The sequence below is a fragment of the Sphaerochaeta sp. PS genome (genome assembly GCF_032144095.1).
GTDB lineage: Bacteria > Spirochaetota > Spirochaetia > Sphaerochaetales > Sphaerochaetaceae > Sphaerochaeta.
In genome coordinates this window covers 88831-104654 of sequence record NZ_JAVSNJ010000002.1, presented here as the reverse complement: position 1 = coordinate 104654, position 15824 = coordinate 88831, and the positions used below count along the sequence as shown (strand labels likewise).

Below are 15824 nucleotides of genomic sequence, written 5' to 3'. Positions count from 1 at the left end.
CGCACCTTACTGGGTATGCTTTGCCCACTCTGCGGTCGATTTTCCGATGATATCCTCTGCCCTGACTGTCTGTCACACCTAGAGAGTCTCTCCTTTGCACAGCTTTACCCAAACCGTTGTCCCCGATGCAACAGGCCTGTGGTGGATGAGGCGTATCCCTGCCTGTTCTGCCTCAATGCCTTCCAGGCCTATGGAACCTATACAGGCCTGTTGGCTGAGCTGCTTCTGCTCTACAAGATTGGGGGACAACGATCGTTGAAAAAAGTGTTGGCCTCCCTGTATGTACCTCTGCTGGAACCTTTGGGAAAGGTCGTGCTCATCCCCATCCCTGCCAGCAGGAATGGGCTGAAGAGGCGGGGGTTTGACCAGATGGGCCTTGTGTGCAGATATCTGAAACGGAGCAGGGGGTATGGGATGCTCTCCCTATTTGTCCAGACAGGGGTGGGCCAGAACAAGTTTCTCTCCCGCCACGAGAGGCATGAGCGGCATCCCCTCACCCTGATACCCAAAAAGGGGGCAGAGATTGCCCGGTATCAGAAGGAGGGGTATAGCTTTGTCATCATCGATGATGTCTCTACCACAGGCTTTACCCTACAGGTTGCACGAGACCTCCTTGCCAAGGCGTATGGAATAGACCCATTTTCCCTGGTTTTGGCCCTTGCATAGGGAATTTTTGCCCTATTGTCCAATCTTTTCTCCGATAGTCCTAGCCTACGATTGACAAAGGGGGGGTATCCACCTACTATTGCAGGTAGGATATGTCTGATTATTGGGGGATCGCTCGAAGGCGGATCCCTTTTTTATGAGAATTGGAAAGGTATGTTAGAAAAAGGAATACAAAAAACAAGTTTGTTTGCGGAGTATGCTCCGCTATTGGAAGCCCTTGGGATCACCATTGTTGATATCAACAGGGTCGATCGTGGCTTCGGTGTCGGGGTAACGATCATCATCATGACCAAAGACCATGAGGTGACTGTTGCAGATTGTTCGAAGGTATACAAGCTGGTCTATCCACGTATGGAACTGCAACTTGGCGAACGTGATCTGCACATCGAGGTTTCTACCCCAGGTCTGCAGCGCACCATCAAGGATGTATACGAATTTTCTCTCTTCGGGGGCAAGCGGGTACGCGTCTATGATACAAAGCATGAAGAGTGGGTCAGTGGACTCATCACCGACAGTGATGATGCATCGGTTACCCTTGCTTCTGCCTATATCGGAGATTCCAAAGAGATGATTGAGACAATGGTCGTGGATTTTTCAAGGATTCAAAAAGCAAAGCTCGACTACAGATGGGAGGACAATTCAAATGGCAACTGAATTAGGTGACGCTATCCAAAGCATGATAGCGGAAAAGAATATTTCCGAAGAATTGGTATTAAGCACCATTGAAGACATTCTCCGTGCAGCGTACAAGCGAAAGTTTGGTACGGAAGAGAATGCAGTCATCCAGTTCAGTGAGGATTTTACCTCTGTCGAGCTCAGTGCAAGACGTAAAATTGTTGATGATGACAACTGGTACAATGAAGTCACCGAGATTTCTCTCAGCGATGCAAAGGAAATCCACGAGGATTGCGAGATCGGCGATGAGCTGCTCATCCCTGTCGACCTGAAAGAGTTTGACCGCATCAGCGTTCAGAGTGCCAAACAGCGGGCTCACCAGAGCTTCAGGGACATCCAGAAGGATACCCTGTACAGCGAGTTCAAGGCCAAGGAAGGCCAGCTTATCATCGGCTATTTCCGCCGGCAGATTCCCAATGGCGACATCTACGTCGATATTGGCTCAACCGAAGGCATCCTTCCAAGAAGGAACCAGTCAAGTAGGGAGAGCTATGGCAACGGGGACAAGATCAAGTGCTTCGTCGACAAGGTGGAGAAGGCCGAACGTGGTGTTCGGGTTGTCCTGTCCAGGACAAGCCCTGAACTTATCAGACACCTTTTTGAGGTTGAGATTCCTGAGATCGCCCAGAACCAGATAGACATCATCAAGATTGTCCGTGAGGCAGGGTACCGCACCAAGGTCGCCGTTGCTTCCCGCAATGATGAGATTGACCCTGTAGGGGCTTGTGTCGGGTTGAAGGGAAATAGAATTCAGACTATCATGAGCGAGATAGAGGGTGAGAAGATCGATATCCTTCGCTATGACACCAATCCGTTGAACTATATCCGCAATGCACTCTCTCCTGCACAGGTGAAGGACGTTGTGGTATTGGACAAGAATATTTTCCATGCGGTGGCGATTGTAGAAGATAGTCAGCTCTCCCTTGCCATTGGAAAGCAGGGCCTGAACGTCAGGCTGGCCAACAAGCTTGTTGACTGGATCATTGATGTAAAGACGCAGGCACAGTTCAATGAGTTGGATATTGCTACGGAAGCCCGTTCCCGTGCAGAGAGTTTCTTCTCACAACCCGAGGAACTTGACCAGCCGCTGCGCTTTGAACAAGAAGTTCCACAGGTCGTTGCTGCTGAGCCAGAACAGGAAGAGAACCTTGTCGATGAAGACGAGATTGCCCTTTCTGACCTCCCGATGGATGCACAGCTTTTGAGCAAACTGCAGTTCCACGATGTGTACAGTGTTGAGGAGTTCATCAACCTCAGCGATGAGGATCTGGCTTCTTTCTCAGACCTGAGCGAGAGTGAGATCATTGCAATTAAGGATACTATCAACGAGTATGTCGATATCGTTGAGGATGAAGAAGATGGCGAGGCCGAGTATGTTTGCCCAAGTTGCGGTTCAGCAATCACCATCGATATGACTGTGTGCCCCAACTGTGGTACAGGTCTTGCATTTGAGGTAGAGTAATATTATCCAAGAGGGAATAATGACGGAAGAGAATAATAAGCCAAAAGCAACGTTGATCAAACATGTAGTGAATCCATCGGAAACCAAGGAAGAGAAGACAGCCTCTCCTGTTGAATCCGATACCAAGCCAAAAGCTCCTGAAAAACGGAGAGTGGTTGTGGTAAAGAAGAAGGTTGTGGTTGTAAAACCACAAGCTCGACCTGCTGCGTCAAGCTCAACACCCGATTCTCCAGGCTCTGAATCCGAATCCAAGGCTGCTGGGCAGAAACGCACCAGCACGCTGAGAAAGACCGTACGTTCCACTGGGGATAGGATCAACTCCTCTCCACTGCATACCGGTCCCGTTGTCATTAGGCCCACAAACCTTCCTCCTGTTCCCAATCAGGGACAGACAGTAAAAGATCACGCTGAATGGCAGAGCAAGAACCCCGATGGTGTGGCTCCTACTCCGGCACCTCCTTCAAACGGACCTCGCATTGCAGGCACCGTAGGTGGCAAGCCGGCTCCTGGAACACGTCCTGCCTATCAGGGCAATCGCACCGGTGGTGGCTATCAGGGAAACAATCCCCGACCAGCCGGAGCCGGTGGCTATCAGGGTAACAATCCCCGTCCAGAGGGAGGCGGTGGCTACCAGGGCAACAATCCCCGTCCAGAGGGAAGTGGCGGCTACCAGGGCAACAATCCCCGTCCAGAGGGAAGTGGTGGCTATCAGGGGTACAACCCCCGTCCAGCAGGTACCGGCTATCAGGGCAACAACCCCCGTCCAGCAGGTACTGGCTATCAGGGCAACAATCCCCGTCCAGCAGGTACTGGTGGCTATCAGGGCAACAACCCTCGTCCAGCCGGTGCTGGTGGATATCAGGGCAACAACCCCCGTCCAGCGGGTACTGGTGGATATCAGGGGTACAATCCCCGTCCAGCCGGAACAGGTGGCTATCAGGGTGGTGGTGCACCAAGGCCAGCTGGTACTGGTTATCAGCCCAGACAAGGTGGATTTCAGCAGAGACCTGGCGCTCCTGGCGGGCGTCCACCCTTCAATCGTCCTGGTACCGGTGGTAAACCTGGTAGCGGAAGCAGCGAAGGGCAGGATCTTGATGCACTGAACCAGAGAACTCCGAAGAAGACTTTCAAAAAGAAGACTTCTGCCAGCTACAAGAAACGAAACGCTGAAGAAGAGAAAGAGTTCCAGATTCAGAGAAGAAAGGAACAGGCTGCTGCAAAGCTCGCTTCTGTACCCAAGCATATTGATATGATGGAAGTCATTACCGTCTCGGATTTGGCCAAGAAGATGAACTTGAAAGCAAGTGAGATCATCGCCAAATTGTTCAAGATGGGTATGATGGTTACCATTAACCAACAGATCGACTATGAGACAGCGGAGATTATCTGCAGTGACTACAACTGTGATGTGCATCTTGTCTCCCTCTATGATGAGACCCTCATCTCCCGCGAACCTGAAACGAGCGAGGACTTTGTCCATCGTGCACCTATCGTTACGGTAATGGGACACGTTGACCATGGTAAGACCAAGTTGCTTGACGCAATCCGTTCTACAAAGGTTGCCGACGGTGAGTTTGGTGGCATAACCCAGCATATCGGTGCCTACAAGGTATCCCTTGAAGGCAGGGGAGATGTGGTATTCCTCGACACACCCGGACACGCTGCATTCTCGATGATGCGTGCTCGTGGTGCCCAGGTTACCGACATCGTCATTCTGGTCGTTGCCGCCAATGATGGCGTCATGCCCCAGACCCGAGAAGCCATCGACCATGCCCGTGCTGCAAATGTACCTATCGTGGTTGCCATCAACAAGTGTGACCTCCCTGAAGCAAAGCCCGAAAGGGTCATGCAGCAGCTGAGCGACCTCGGCCTGATGCCTGAAGCTTGGGGTGGTCAGACCTTGTATTGCCAGATTTCTGCCTTGAAGAAAATCGGTATCGAGGAGTTGCTCGATACAGTACTGCTCCAGGCTGAGATGCTTGAGCTCAAGGTCAACGCCAATTGCCGTGCTGAAGGAAAGGTCATCGAAAGTAGGATCGATCAGGGCCGTGGTATTGTTGCAAGCGTGTTGATCGAGCGCGGTACCCTCCATCAGGGAGACTACTATGTTGCAGGAATCTACCCCGGACGAGTCAGGGCGATGTTTGATGACAAGGGCAATAAGATTGATGTGGCAGGACCTGCAACCCCTGTGGAAATCATCGGGCTTTCCGATATTCCAGGAGCCGGCGATCCGTTCCAGGTAACTGAGGATGAGAGGCAGGCTAGGCAGGTAGGGGCTAAGAGGCAAGAGCTTGAGAGGGTTGGAGACAGCCGTAATGTCAAGAAGATTACCTTGGACAACCTCTATTCGAAGATCAAGGAAGGATCCATCCAGGAGTTCAATGTCATCATCAAGGGTGACGTGCAAGGCTCAGTTGAGGCACTGCAGGGAACACTCGATGCACTTTCCAACGATGAGATCCACCTCAATGTCATCCGTGCCTCGGCCGGTGCAATCATTGAGAGTGACATCACCCTTGCCAGCGCGTCCAATGCATTGGTCATCGGCTTCAATGTAAGGCCGACTCCCCGTGCCCAGGCCCTCGCTGACCAGGAGAAGATTGAGATCCGCAAGTACAACATAATCTATGATGCTGTCGATGACGTACGCGACGCCATGGAAGGTATGCTTACTCCGGATATCCGTGAAGTTGAGATCGGAACCGTCGAGGTTCGTGAAACCTTCAAGGTACCCAAAATCGGTACCATTGCTGGTGCCATGGTTACCCACGGTAAGGTCAAGCGCAACAGTCTGGTCAGGGTCATCCGTGACTCCATCCAGCTCAACCCCACCATGGTCAAGATTTCTAGCCTGAAGCGTTTCAAGGATGATGCCAGGGAAGTTACAGAGGGATTTGAATGCGGTATCGGTCTGGAAGGTTTCCATGATCTACGTGCAGGAGACATCCTCGAGATCGTTGAGACTGAAGAAGTTGCACGAAAATTGGAGAAAAGTGTCAAGGTATGAGTGAATATAGCCAAAAGCGTATAGAAGCAAAACTCTCTGAGGCGATCAGTACGCTGATCGTCACAGGGGAGGTCAAGAACCCGAATGTCAGCACGCTCTGCTCGGTAAACCGTGTTGAGCTCTCTGTCGACAACTCCTTTGCACTGGTCTTTATCTCATCGGTTCTGGATGAGGAGACCTTGCTCAAGTGTGTTGAGGGTTTGCAGAGTGCCAGTGGGTTCATTCAAAAAAGGGTCGGGTCTTTTCTGAAGACCCGAAACACTCCAGTGCTAAAATTCAAGGCAGATACATCCCTGAGGGATGGCCAGAAGATCAATGCACTGATTGATTCGCTGGTAGATAATGGGAACTAGGTCTAGCATTCTTCTGGTGAACAAACCCAGCGGGGTTACGAGCTTTACCTCTTTGAATTCCATCAAGCGTACTGTCGATCCTAAAGTAGGACACGCCGGTACGCTTGATAAGTTTGCAGAGGGGCTCATGATTGTCCTGACAGGGAGTATGACCAAGCTGAACCTGGTCTTCTCGACGATGGACAAGCGTTATCGGGCAACCATATCTTTTGGTGCTGAGACTGATACCCTCGATCCTGAAGGGGAGGTCATCGCCACTGCAGAAGCCCCTACGTACGAGCAGATTTTGCAGGCATTGCCGCTTTTTACGGGCGATATCCAACAAAGCCCTCCTCAATACAGTGCCCTGCACATCAATGGCAAACGTGCTTCCAAGCTCGCCAGGGAAGGGAAGGTCGTTGAGATGGAAAAACGACCGGTCTCGGTCTACTCCTTTACCCCGATTTCCTATGATGGAAAGCTCCTGGTAGCTGACATCCATGTATCCAAAGGGACCTACATACGGTCCTTGGCCAGGGACCTTGCCTTGGCATGTGGTTCACGGGGGTATCTGGTCGGACTTGTCCGGACACAGATAGGGCCCTTTCTACTGGAGAGTGCCTGTTCCTCTGTTGATACTGAAGCCCTTCTGGCCTCTACCGAGCACACCGATGCCCTGATCAGGGAGATCGATAGCCTCGCTTTGTTGGAAGTGGAGGACTCACAGCTGTTCTCCCTGGCAAATGGGGCCTATCCCGAGCAGTATACGACGATCAGGGATGCAGAGAATGCCCACTATGGAGCGGTCTACTCCAAGGATGGGACACTCTGTTGTGTCCTTGATCTGGAAGCAAGACGCATCCTAGCCCAAATACATCGACCACTAACGAGGTAACAGATGAAAAAATACGACTTCATGCACTTAAGTGAACACCCAGTCCTCTGGCAGACTGACATGTGTGTCTCCATAGGGGTATTTGATGGATTGCATGTTGGTCATCTTTCAATCCTAGGCAGGGCAGTGGCCTTGGCCAAGGAACATGGTTGGCAGAGCATGGCGATAACCTTCAACAAGAACCCCAAAATGGTGATGAAAAGCCAACCAGTACACAATAGATTGACAACAGAGGTGCAAAGTGAGGAAATTCTTGCTCAACTGGGCATCGATCACTTGGTTGTCATTGACTTTTCTCCTGATTTCAGTAAACTCACAGCTGAGGAGTTCCTCGCGCTCATCTGTGCATTTTGTCAGTTGAGGGCGATGGTTGTCGGAGAGGATTTCCGCTGCGGTGCCCCGGTTTCAAGCGCCGGACCTGTTCAGCTGCAGGAATATCTGTCACGACTAGCACCTGGTGCCATCATGGAAGTCCCCCCTTTTGTACGTACAAAGGATGGGGATGTTGCAAGTAGTACCTTGGTGCGGCAAAAACTTCTAGAGGGCGCTTTGGAAGAAGTCCAAAGTATGCTCGGCAGACCCTATGCCCTGGATCTGGTTGCTTACCCTTCCAAATTCACTGAAGAAGGCCTGCTGTATCGTACCGCTTCATTCGTACAGCTTCTGCCAAAGGCAGGAACGTATGAAGCCACGTTGCTTTTTTCGAATGGTCAAAGGACCGGGGTTGTCGCTTCAATCGATGAATCCTCTCTCCTGATCAGCGTGGAAGGCCCGATGTGGGACAGTAAGTCGGTACGTGCAAAATGTCTTAGCATTGCTAAGAGGAGTGTTTTATGATCTCGAAAGAAGAAAAACAAGAAATCATCATCAAGTTTGGTGGTGAAGCTACCAACACCGGTTCGACCCAGGCACAGATTGCCTTGCTTACCGCCCGCATCAATGAGCTACAGCCTCATTTCAAGAAGAACCCTAAGGACCACGCCGGTACCAGAGGGCTTCTGAAGATGGTCGGACAGCGCAGGAGATTGCTTAAGTACCTGAGAGACAACAATATCGAATCCTACCGTTCTCTGATTGCCGAGCTCGGCCTGAGAAAGTAGTTGTGGTGTTGTTCTCTAACGATTAGTAAGGATAGCTCCGGCAACCAAACAGGTTGTTGGAGCTATTTTCATTTGTAGCAGTAGGAAAAAAAGAACAAAGAAGGAATGAGAATATGCAAGAAGTAAAAAAAGTTTCCGTTAAGATTGGCAAGGGAGAACTGGTATTTGAAACCGGTAAGATTGCAAAGCAGACCAGTGGTACCATCTATGCACACTATGAAGGTAGTGCTGTCATTGCTACCGTTTGCTGTGGCAAGCAGCCCTCAGAAGCCCTTGACTATGTGCCACTCAGTGTTGAATACAATGAAAAATACTATGCTGCAGGTAAGATCCCCGGCGGATTCCTCAAGAGGGAAGCCAGGGCAAAGGACAAGGAAATTCTGGTAAGTCGCCTGATCGACCGTCCTATGCGCCCCTTGTTTGACAAGGCATTCGGTCGTGAGATCCAGATTGTCCCAACCGTTGTCTCCACTGACATGTCCCATACTCCCGACATCATTGCCATGAATGCTGCCTCAGCCGCTGTCACCATCAGTGACATCCCCTTCAATGGTCCTATTGCCGCAGTCCGCGTAGCCTTGGTCGATGGCGTGAATGTCATCAACCCAACCTTTGCCGAAATTGCAAAGTCAACCCTGGAAATTGTTGTTGCAGGAACCCGTGATGGCATTACCATGGTAGAAGGCGGAGCAAAAGAGGTGAGTGAGGAGCTGATGCTTGCAGCCATCGCCGCTGCCCAGCCTGTCATCACCGACATCTGTAATGCACAGCTGGAACTGCAAAAGATTGCAGGAAAGGCAAAGCTTCCCGTAATCGTCAGCAAGGTTGACCTTTCCTGGCTGGATCCTGTCAGGGCATTTGCAGAACCTTTGATCAAGACCGCATCCTTTGTAAAAGGAAAGATGGAACGCTATGCAGCCCTCGCTGTTGCACAGAACCAGGTCAAGGAGCAGTTTGCCGACCTTATCGCTGAGGATTCCAAGAGGGATGACCAGCTCTCAGCAATGTTTGAGGATCTTGAGTACCAGATTCTCCGCTCCTCCATCCTTAACGATGGCCTGAGGACCGACGGTCGTGCAGTAGACAAGATCAGGCCCATCACCTGTGAAGTCGGCTTGCTCGCAAGGACCCACGGTTCAGCCCTCTTTACCCGTGGTGAGACCCAGAGCCTTGCAGTTACCACCTTGGGAACAGCAAGCGACGAGCAGATGTTCGACACCATCGATGGGGACAAGTATTTCAGCAACTTCATGCTCCACTACAACTTCCCTCCCTACAGTGTTGGTGAGACTGGTCGTCTTGGAACAGGAAGAAGAGAAATTGGTCACGGACACCTTGCCCAGCGTGCCCTTGAAGCTGTCATTCCCTCAAAAGAGCAGTTCCCGTACACCATCCGTGTAGTCAGCGAGATCATGGAATCCAACGGTTCCTCCTCGATGGCCTCCGTCTGTGGTGGCTGTCTCTCCCTGATGGATGCCGGTGTTCCCATAAAGAAGCCTGTTGCAGGTATCGCCATGGGACTCATCACCGAAGGTGCTGACTACTCCAAGTATGTTGTCCTTTCCGATATCCTCGGTGAGGAAGATCACCTTGGTGACATGGACTTCAAGGTAACAGGAACCAGGGACGGCATTACCGCCTTCCAGATGGACATCAAGATCGCCGGCGTAACACCCGAAATCATGACCAAGGCCCTTTCCCAGGCCAAAGATGGCAGGATGCACATCCTTGGCATCATGGAAAAGACCCTCAGTGCACCAAGGGCTGAGATCAGCGACTATGCACCAAAGATCCTTACCATGAAAGTTGATGAGGAGAAGATCGGCGCTGTTATCGGCACCGGTGGAAAGACCATCAAGGCCATTGCTGCCCAGAGTGGAGCTGAGGTCAACATCGCTGATGACGGGACCATCACCATCTACGGAAGAAACAGTGCAGCTGCACAGTTGGCCAAGGAGTTGGTGAAGTCCATCATAGAGGAACCGGAAGTCGGTAGAATCTATGAAGGAACGGTCAAGCGCATCATGGATTTTGGAGCCTTCATCGAAATCCTCCCTGGAAAGGAAGGTCTCTGCCACATCTCCAAGCTCTCCAAGACACGGGTCCAGAATGTGGAGGACGTATTGAAGGTAGGTCAGGTAATTCCTGTGAAACTGATGGAAATTGACCGTCAGAACAGGCTTAACCTCAGCTACATCGACGCCCTTGAATCCAAATAACCATGGCCGAAGATCGTATCAACGTCCCTATAACCCTGCAAGCTGGTGCCAAGGCACCAGCGTATGCAACCCTGTTCAGCTCAGGTGCAGACATCTGTGCCTGTCTTGAACAGGATATGGTTCTTCCCAGTGGTTCCTATGCCAAGGTCCCTACAGGCCTCTCTATGGCCCTTCCCAAAGGGTATGAGGCGCAGATCAGGCCCCGTTCGGGCCTGGCTGCCAAGTTTGGGGTAACGGTCCTAAACAGCCCGGGAACCATCGATGCTGATTATCGTGGAGAGGTGCAGGTTCTGCTCATCAACCACGGCAAGGAAGACTTCACCATTCACCATGGGGATCGCATTGCCCAAATGGTCATTGCAAAGTATTCCCAGGGTACCTTTTTCCTGCAGGAGAGCCTTGAGGCGACTGAGCGGGGGCAAGGGGGCTTTGGTTCCACAGGAGTGTAGTTGTGGCCCACAATGAACGCTATACGTTGGTCTACCGACATGTAGGCAGAGAGTACCTACTCTCGTTCATTGTGGCGTTCATGTTCTTTTTTTTCATTTTCTTCATCAACCAGATTTTGCTTATTGCACAAAGGATACTGCTGAAAAATGTGAATTTTTTGGCAGTATTTCAATTGGTACTCCTTTCCATACCACAGTTTCTCCTCTACACCTTTCCCTTCAGCTCCCTCACGGCCTCCAGCATGGTGATAGGGGACCTCTCGGGAAGCAACGAGATACTTGCCCTACGCTCTTCAGGGGTTGCAATGAAGCGCATCTTCATCCCCATCATCCTCCTATCGATCCTCTTCTCCTTGGCCACATTCCTCACTGCGGACAAGGCACTACCCTGGAGTACGCGCCAGTACAAGGAGCTCTATACCACCCTGATGCGGGACCTTCCTACCCTGGAGCTGACCAGCAATGCAACAAACACCATAGGGGATAGGGTGATGGTCAACAAGGAGGTCACAGGCTCGATAGTTGAGGACATCGTCCTCTTTGACCTTGCCAAAGGCAAGAATAGCCAGGTCCTCAGCTCCCCTAGAGGTGAGGTCACCCTTGTTGACCTGCAGAATTTCATCTATAGGCTCGACCTCGATTCCCCCCTCATCTTCTCCTCAGATCAGGCGAACATCTCGTCCTGGACCCTGTCACAGGCCAAGGAGGCCCAGTTCTACCTCAACTTCTCAGGCCAAATTGCATCCTTGGCATCGGCCCTGCCTTCCCAACTCTCCATTGCCGAGCTTGGTGAGCGAATTGACAAATACAGGAGCTCCTATGAAGAGGACCTGCACATCTATGGAGCCAAGATGGAGGCAATGCAAGAGGAAAGAAACAGGCTTGCCTCAAATGGTGACCAAGAAGAGACAGCCCGCGTGGAAGAGCAGATTGTGCAATTCAGGAAAGAAAAGCCCATCAACTTCTACTACCAGTACTATAGGGCTGAGCTTCACAAGAAGTTTGCCCTTTCTGCTGCCTGCTTCATGCTGATCTTCATGACCTTCTCCCTCTCGTTCTTCCGGGTTAAGCATGGACGGTTGATAGGCTTCGGCCTTTCCATGCTGGTTGCCGTCACCTACTGGTATATGCTCTTTTTCGCCCAGATGCAGATTTTTTCCGTTTCGTTCAATCCAGCCTTCCTCATCTGGGCTCCAAACATGATCCTCTTTAGCCTTGGCCTACTGCTTATGCTGTTGACGAGGCGCCTATGAGGCTTCTGGATAGGCATATTGTGGTTTCCATCACCAAGGTGGGTTTGGTCACCTTGTCCCTCTGTACGCTCATGCTGGTAAGCGTCGACCTTTTCATGCACCTCGATTCCTACGTTACGGGCCAACTGCCATCGCTGACCATCTTCAGGCTGAGCCTGCTCTACATACCTGAGGCTCTGGTCTTTGCCCTTGCCCCCTCCTTGCTGTTTGCCGTAACCTACCATCTGTCGCAGATGCAGGCAAACAACGAACTCATATCGCTCTACAATTCAGGGATCAGCTACATGAGGATCATCCTCCCCATCCTTATCCTTGGTATCTGTTTCTCCCTGGTTCAGTTTGGTTTCAATGAACTGCTAGCCATACCCTCCTCGAAAAGCCGTAGTGTCATGCAAAATGAATTGTTTGGTCTCAAAAGCACCTTTGACAACCGTAATATCACCCTAAGTGACCCGATGGGGAGGTTTGTGGTGCATGCGTCCCACTATAATGATGAGAGGAAAAGGATCAGCTCCCTTACCCTGGTGGTGCAGGATGAGGTGGGTAGCATCCAAAGCCGCATTGATGCCACATCCGCAACCTGGGATGAAAAGCGTTTGGTATGGACGCTGGATGATGTGACCATCCATGACCTGGACAAGCTGGCTAACAGCGTAGTGTCGAGAAGGGAAGGCTCAATAGTGATTCCTTCCTTTGACCTGGAACCAGCCTTTTTCAGAAATATCTCCAATGACATCAAGACAATGGATTTGCCTTCGGCCCGAACATACCTGCAAAGGATCAGGCTCCTCAACCCAAAGCTCTGGTATCAGGCGGCGACAGATTTTGCCCAGAGGATCCTGGGTTCCCTGACACCGTTGGTCCTGGTCTTCATCGCTTGCACGATAAGCTACAGGTACAAGAAGAATGTCCTTTTGTTTAGCATCATCACCAGCCTGTTCATAGCAGTCATCTACTATGTGGTGCAGATGGTAACCCTCATTGTTGCCAAGCAAGGGGTGATCGAGCCACTATGGGGTATGGTAATCCCCATGATTGTGATAGTATCCATAGCAATACCAGAACGACTTATTCTCCGTTGAGGCAACATGCAAAAGATATTTGAAGAAACACATAAGGATGCAAACAGCAACGCAAGGCTAGGCCTTCTCTCCCTTGGACATGGGGTGGTTGAGACACCTGTATTCATGCCAGTCGGTACCAATGGTACAGTGAAGGGTATGTACCACCAGGATGTGGAGAAGATCGGCTACAAGCTGATCCTCGGCAATACCTACCACCTCTATCTGCGCCCAGGCATGGAGGTGCTCGATCAGTTTGGTGGCCTACATGCCTTCTCCAACTGGAAGCACAACCTCCTGACCGATAGCGGTGGCTTCCAAGTGTTCTCCCTCTCGGGCTTGCGTAAGATTAGCCAGAAGGGGGTTAGCTTCCAAAGCCACATCGATGGGTCGAAGCACCTCTTTACCCCAGAGAAGGTTGTCGACATCCAAAAGGTCATTGGCAGCGACATAGCCATGTGCCTGGATGTCTGTACCCCCCCTGAGATCAGCCTGAAGGCAGCAACAGAGGCAATGCACATCACCCACTCCTGGGCTGAGAGGGCCATCCTCCACAGGAACTCCCTTGGGGAGAGTTTTAGGGGGAATCTGTTTGGCATCGTGCAGGGGAATTTCTACAAGGAACTCCGCAAGGAGAGTGCCCAATTCTTCAACAGCATGGAATTCCCGGGCATTGCCATCGGCGGGCTCTCTGTAGGGGAGACTAAGGAGCAGTTTATTGAGTTCCTTGCATACACCGCTGATATCGTCACAAAGGAGAAGCCCCGGTATGTCATGGGAATCGGCAGTCCCGACTACATCCTGGAGGCTGTGGAAAACGGCATCGACATGTTTGACTGCGTGCTGGCAACCCGCATGGCACGCAACGGTGCTGTCTTTACCGATGATGGGGTAGTGGTCCTGAAGAAGGCGATCCACAAGTTTGATGCGCGTCCTCTTGAAGAGGGGTGCACCTGTACAGCCTGTACCCAGTATTCACGATCCTACATGCACCATATGGTCAAGACAGGGGAGATGTTGGGGGGGATGCTGGCCACTGAACATAACCTCACCTATTTCTATCGCCTGATGGAAAAGGTTCGGGCCGCTATCGCAGAAGACCGGTTCTCGTCCTTCAAGAGGGATTATCTTGCAAGATTCTACGGAAGATAGGGCAGGGGCGAAAAGCAGTGTCGTCGTAATGCTATGCACCCTTGCCAGCAGGGTGCTGGGAATCGTAAGGGCAAGGATCATCGGTTCCATATTTGGTGCAAGCGGAGTAGCTGACGTCATCAACTTCACGTTCAACATTCCCAACAACTTCAGGAAGATCTTCGCAGAAGGTGCGATGAACGCATCCATCATCCCCTTTTTCAGCAAGCTGTTGGGAAAGGAAGACCGCAAGTCAGCCAACAGGCTGTTTGCCTTGCTCTGCACCTACCAGACGCTGCTCCTTCTTCCCCTGGTTTTGGCATCATACTTCTATGGCGAGCAGCTCATTGCCTTCTTTTCGGATTTCGGCTCCGACCAACTTGCCCTTGGTGCCAGGCTTCTCCCCTTTTTCATGATATACCTGCTCACCATCAGCATCGGGTCCATATTCAATGGGTTGCTGCACTGCCACAAAAGCTTTTTCCACTCCCATGCGGCCCCCCTCCTGTTCTCGATCACCGTGATTGTCGGGGTACACTACCTTAGCCCGTATGTGGGGGCGATGAGCATGGCATATGCAACAGTGGTTGGAGGCTTTTTGCAAGGCTCCTATGCCTATCTGGTACTCAGAAGATATGGCTATCGGATTAAGCCTGCCCTTGACACCAGGGGCACGCTTTTCAAGCCTCTGATGAGATCCTGGGGCAAGATGGTGTTCAGCTCCGTCATGGTGGTGGTTGTGCAGATGGTGGCCTTCTGGTTTGCCTCATCGCTTTCGGAAGGGAGCGTGACGGCCTTCAGTAACTCCCTCATCTTCTGGCAGGCACCCTATGGCATCTTCTTCAATGCCATCGTTGCAGTGGCATTTCCCATGATGAGCCGTGCCATGTCCCTCTCCCGTAGGGATGAGCTACAAAAGATCAGCCGCGAGGCGCTGATTAATCTTTTGACGTTCCTGCTTCCCAGCACCATCCTGCTCTTTGCCCTGAGCTCTGAAAGTGTCTCTGCCGTACTGCAGACAGGAAACTACACCCTCCAGGATGCAAACCTCACAGCCTTGGTACTCAGATACTATCTGCTGACCATGGTGGTCGCCGCCTGGTTCAACTTGTTCCAAAGGGTAGGGTACAGTGCGAATCGTTTTACCCAGATGACAGTGGTAACCAGCCTGATGTGCTTGGCTGACATCGCCCTCATGTGGCTGTTCATTACCCTGGACTTTGGGATCAAGGCCCTTCCGCTGGCATCCATGGGTTCCTATGCGTTTGCCCTGATCCTTCTGGTTGTGCTCTTGCGGGATGTCTATCCAGCACATCGTGACAAGGCCCTGTTCAAGGGTCTAGGCAAAGTCCTGCTGGCAAACATTCCCCTTCTGGGGCTCTGCCTGCTCTATGGAATGCTGGAGATGACTTGGTACGAGAGTGGTTCGAACCTGAGGAATCTTCTCTACCTTGCCATGTTGGGAGTGGTGGGAGTGGCAACAACACTGCTCTCCTACAGCAAGGCAAACATCCCGTTCCTCCGCCTTCTCACAGGGAAGAATTAGGGGTTTTTACCCGTAGCATGGAAGA

General features: G+C 51.5%; 14 protein-coding genes. All 14 read left to right on the top strand.

What is annotated here, in order from left to right:
• The first annotated feature begins 15 nt into the window (after positions 1 to 15).
• The 14 genes from ROJ03_RS03010 (at position 16) to murJ (ending at position 15799) form a co-directional block, all read left to right on the top strand.
• Positions 16 to 666, top strand: a complete 651-nt coding sequence (locus ROJ03_RS03010; protein ID WP_313725507.1) for a hypothetical protein — start codon at positions 16 to 18, stop codon at positions 664 to 666.
• Between the two features lie 207 nt (positions 667 to 873).
• Positions 874 to 1320, top strand: coding sequence for a ribosome assembly cofactor RimP (locus ROJ03_RS03005; RefSeq protein ID WP_313725506.1), 447 nt, complete (start codon positions 874 to 876; stop codon positions 1318 to 1320).
• Positions 1310 to 2803 (top strand): transcription termination factor NusA, encoded by a 1494-nt coding sequence (gene nusA, locus ROJ03_RS03000; protein ID WP_313725505.1) that lies wholly within the window; start codon positions 1310 to 1312, stop codon positions 2801 to 2803. Before ROJ03_RS03005 ends, nusA begins: the two co-directional genes overlap by 11 nt.
• A gap of 19 nt (positions 2804 to 2822) precedes the next feature.
• A complete protein-coding gene (gene infB / locus ROJ03_RS02995) occupies positions 2823 to 5813 on the top strand; it encodes a translation initiation factor IF-2 (RefSeq protein ID WP_313725504.1) in 2991 nt (996 codons plus the stop codon).
• Positions 5810 to 6166: a 30S ribosome-binding factor RbfA gene (rbfA, locus tag ROJ03_RS02990; protein ID WP_313725503.1), complete on the top strand. Its 357-nt coding sequence runs from the start codon at positions 5810 to 5812 to the stop codon at positions 6164 to 6166. Before infB ends, rbfA begins: the two co-directional genes overlap by 4 nt.
• Positions 6167 to 6182: 16 nt before the next feature.
• Complete coding sequence (gene truB / locus ROJ03_RS02985) at positions 6183 to 7040, top strand: tRNA pseudouridine(55) synthase TruB (RefSeq protein WP_313725502.1); 858 nt, start codon at positions 6183 to 6185, stop codon at positions 7038 to 7040.
• 3 nt (positions 7041 to 7043) lie between these two features.
• On the top strand, positions 7044 to 7877 hold the full coding sequence (locus tag ROJ03_RS02980; RefSeq protein ID WP_313725501.1) for an FAD synthetase: 834 nt from the start codon (positions 7044 to 7046) through the stop codon (positions 7875 to 7877).
• A complete protein-coding gene (gene rpsO / locus ROJ03_RS02975; RefSeq protein ID WP_313725500.1) occupies positions 7874 to 8140 on the top strand; it encodes a 30S ribosomal protein S15 in 267 nt (88 codons plus the stop codon). The genes ROJ03_RS02980 and rpsO overlap by 4 nt, the downstream gene beginning before the upstream one ends.
• A gap of 113 nt (positions 8141 to 8253) precedes the next feature.
• On the top strand, positions 8254 to 10359 hold the full coding sequence (gene pnp / locus ROJ03_RS02970; RefSeq protein WP_313725499.1) for a polyribonucleotide nucleotidyltransferase: 2106 nt from the start codon (positions 8254 to 8256) through the stop codon (positions 10357 to 10359).
• Positions 10360 to 10361: 2 nt separating this feature from the next.
• Positions 10362 to 10808, top strand: coding sequence for a dUTP diphosphatase (gene dut / locus ROJ03_RS02965; RefSeq protein WP_313725498.1), 447 nt, complete (start codon positions 10362 to 10364; stop codon positions 10806 to 10808).
• 2 nt (positions 10809 to 10810) lie between these two features.
• Positions 10811 to 12061 (top strand): LptF/LptG family permease, encoded by a 1251-nt coding sequence (locus ROJ03_RS02960; protein ID WP_313725497.1) that lies wholly within the window; start codon positions 10811 to 10813, stop codon positions 12059 to 12061.
• The gene (locus ROJ03_RS02955) at positions 12058 to 13143 is read left to right on the top strand and encodes an LptF/LptG family permease (RefSeq protein WP_313725496.1); all 1086 of its coding nucleotides are present in this window, start codon (positions 12058 to 12060) and stop codon (positions 13141 to 13143) included. The genes ROJ03_RS02960 and ROJ03_RS02955 overlap by 4 nt, the downstream gene beginning before the upstream one ends.
• A gap of 6 nt (positions 13144 to 13149) precedes the next feature.
• Entirely contained in the window at positions 13150 to 14274 is a 1125-nt protein-coding gene (tgt, locus tag ROJ03_RS02950; protein ID WP_313725495.1) for a tRNA guanosine(34) transglycosylase Tgt, read from the top strand.
• Positions 14252 to 15799: a murein biosynthesis integral membrane protein MurJ gene (gene murJ, locus ROJ03_RS02945; RefSeq protein WP_313725494.1), complete on the top strand. Its 1548-nt coding sequence runs from the start codon at positions 14252 to 14254 to the stop codon at positions 15797 to 15799. Before tgt ends, murJ begins: the two co-directional genes overlap by 23 nt.
• The last annotated feature ends 25 nt before the right edge of the window (positions 15800 to 15824 follow it).

Coding starts and splice junctions, on each gene's coding strand:
- ROJ03_RS03010 (WP_313725507.1), top strand. CDS start 16: ATGCTTTGCCCACTCTGCGGTCGATTTTCCGATGATATCCTCTGCCCT.
- nusA (WP_313725505.1), top strand. CDS start 1,310: ATGGCAACTGAATTAGGTGACGCTATCCAAAGCATGATAGCGGAAAAG.
- infB (WP_313725504.1), top strand. CDS start 2,823: ATGACGGAAGAGAATAATAAGCCAAAAGCAACGTTGATCAAACATGTA.
- rbfA (WP_313725503.1), top strand. CDS start 5,810: ATGAGTGAATATAGCCAAAAGCGTATAGAAGCAAAACTCTCTGAGGCG.
- ROJ03_RS02980 (WP_313725501.1), top strand. CDS start 7,044: ATGAAAAAATACGACTTCATGCACTTAAGTGAACACCCAGTCCTCTGG.
- rpsO (WP_313725500.1), top strand. CDS start 7,874: ATGATCTCGAAAGAAGAAAAACAAGAAATCATCATCAAGTTTGGTGGT.
- pnp (WP_313725499.1), top strand. CDS start 8,254: ATGCAAGAAGTAAAAAAAGTTTCCGTTAAGATTGGCAAGGGAGAACTG.
- dut (WP_313725498.1), top strand. CDS start 10,362: ATGGCCGAAGATCGTATCAACGTCCCTATAACCCTGCAAGCTGGTGCC.
- ROJ03_RS02955 (WP_313725496.1), top strand. CDS start 12,058: ATGAGGCTTCTGGATAGGCATATTGTGGTTTCCATCACCAAGGTGGGT.
- tgt (WP_313725495.1), top strand. CDS start 13,150: ATGCAAAAGATATTTGAAGAAACACATAAGGATGCAAACAGCAACGCA.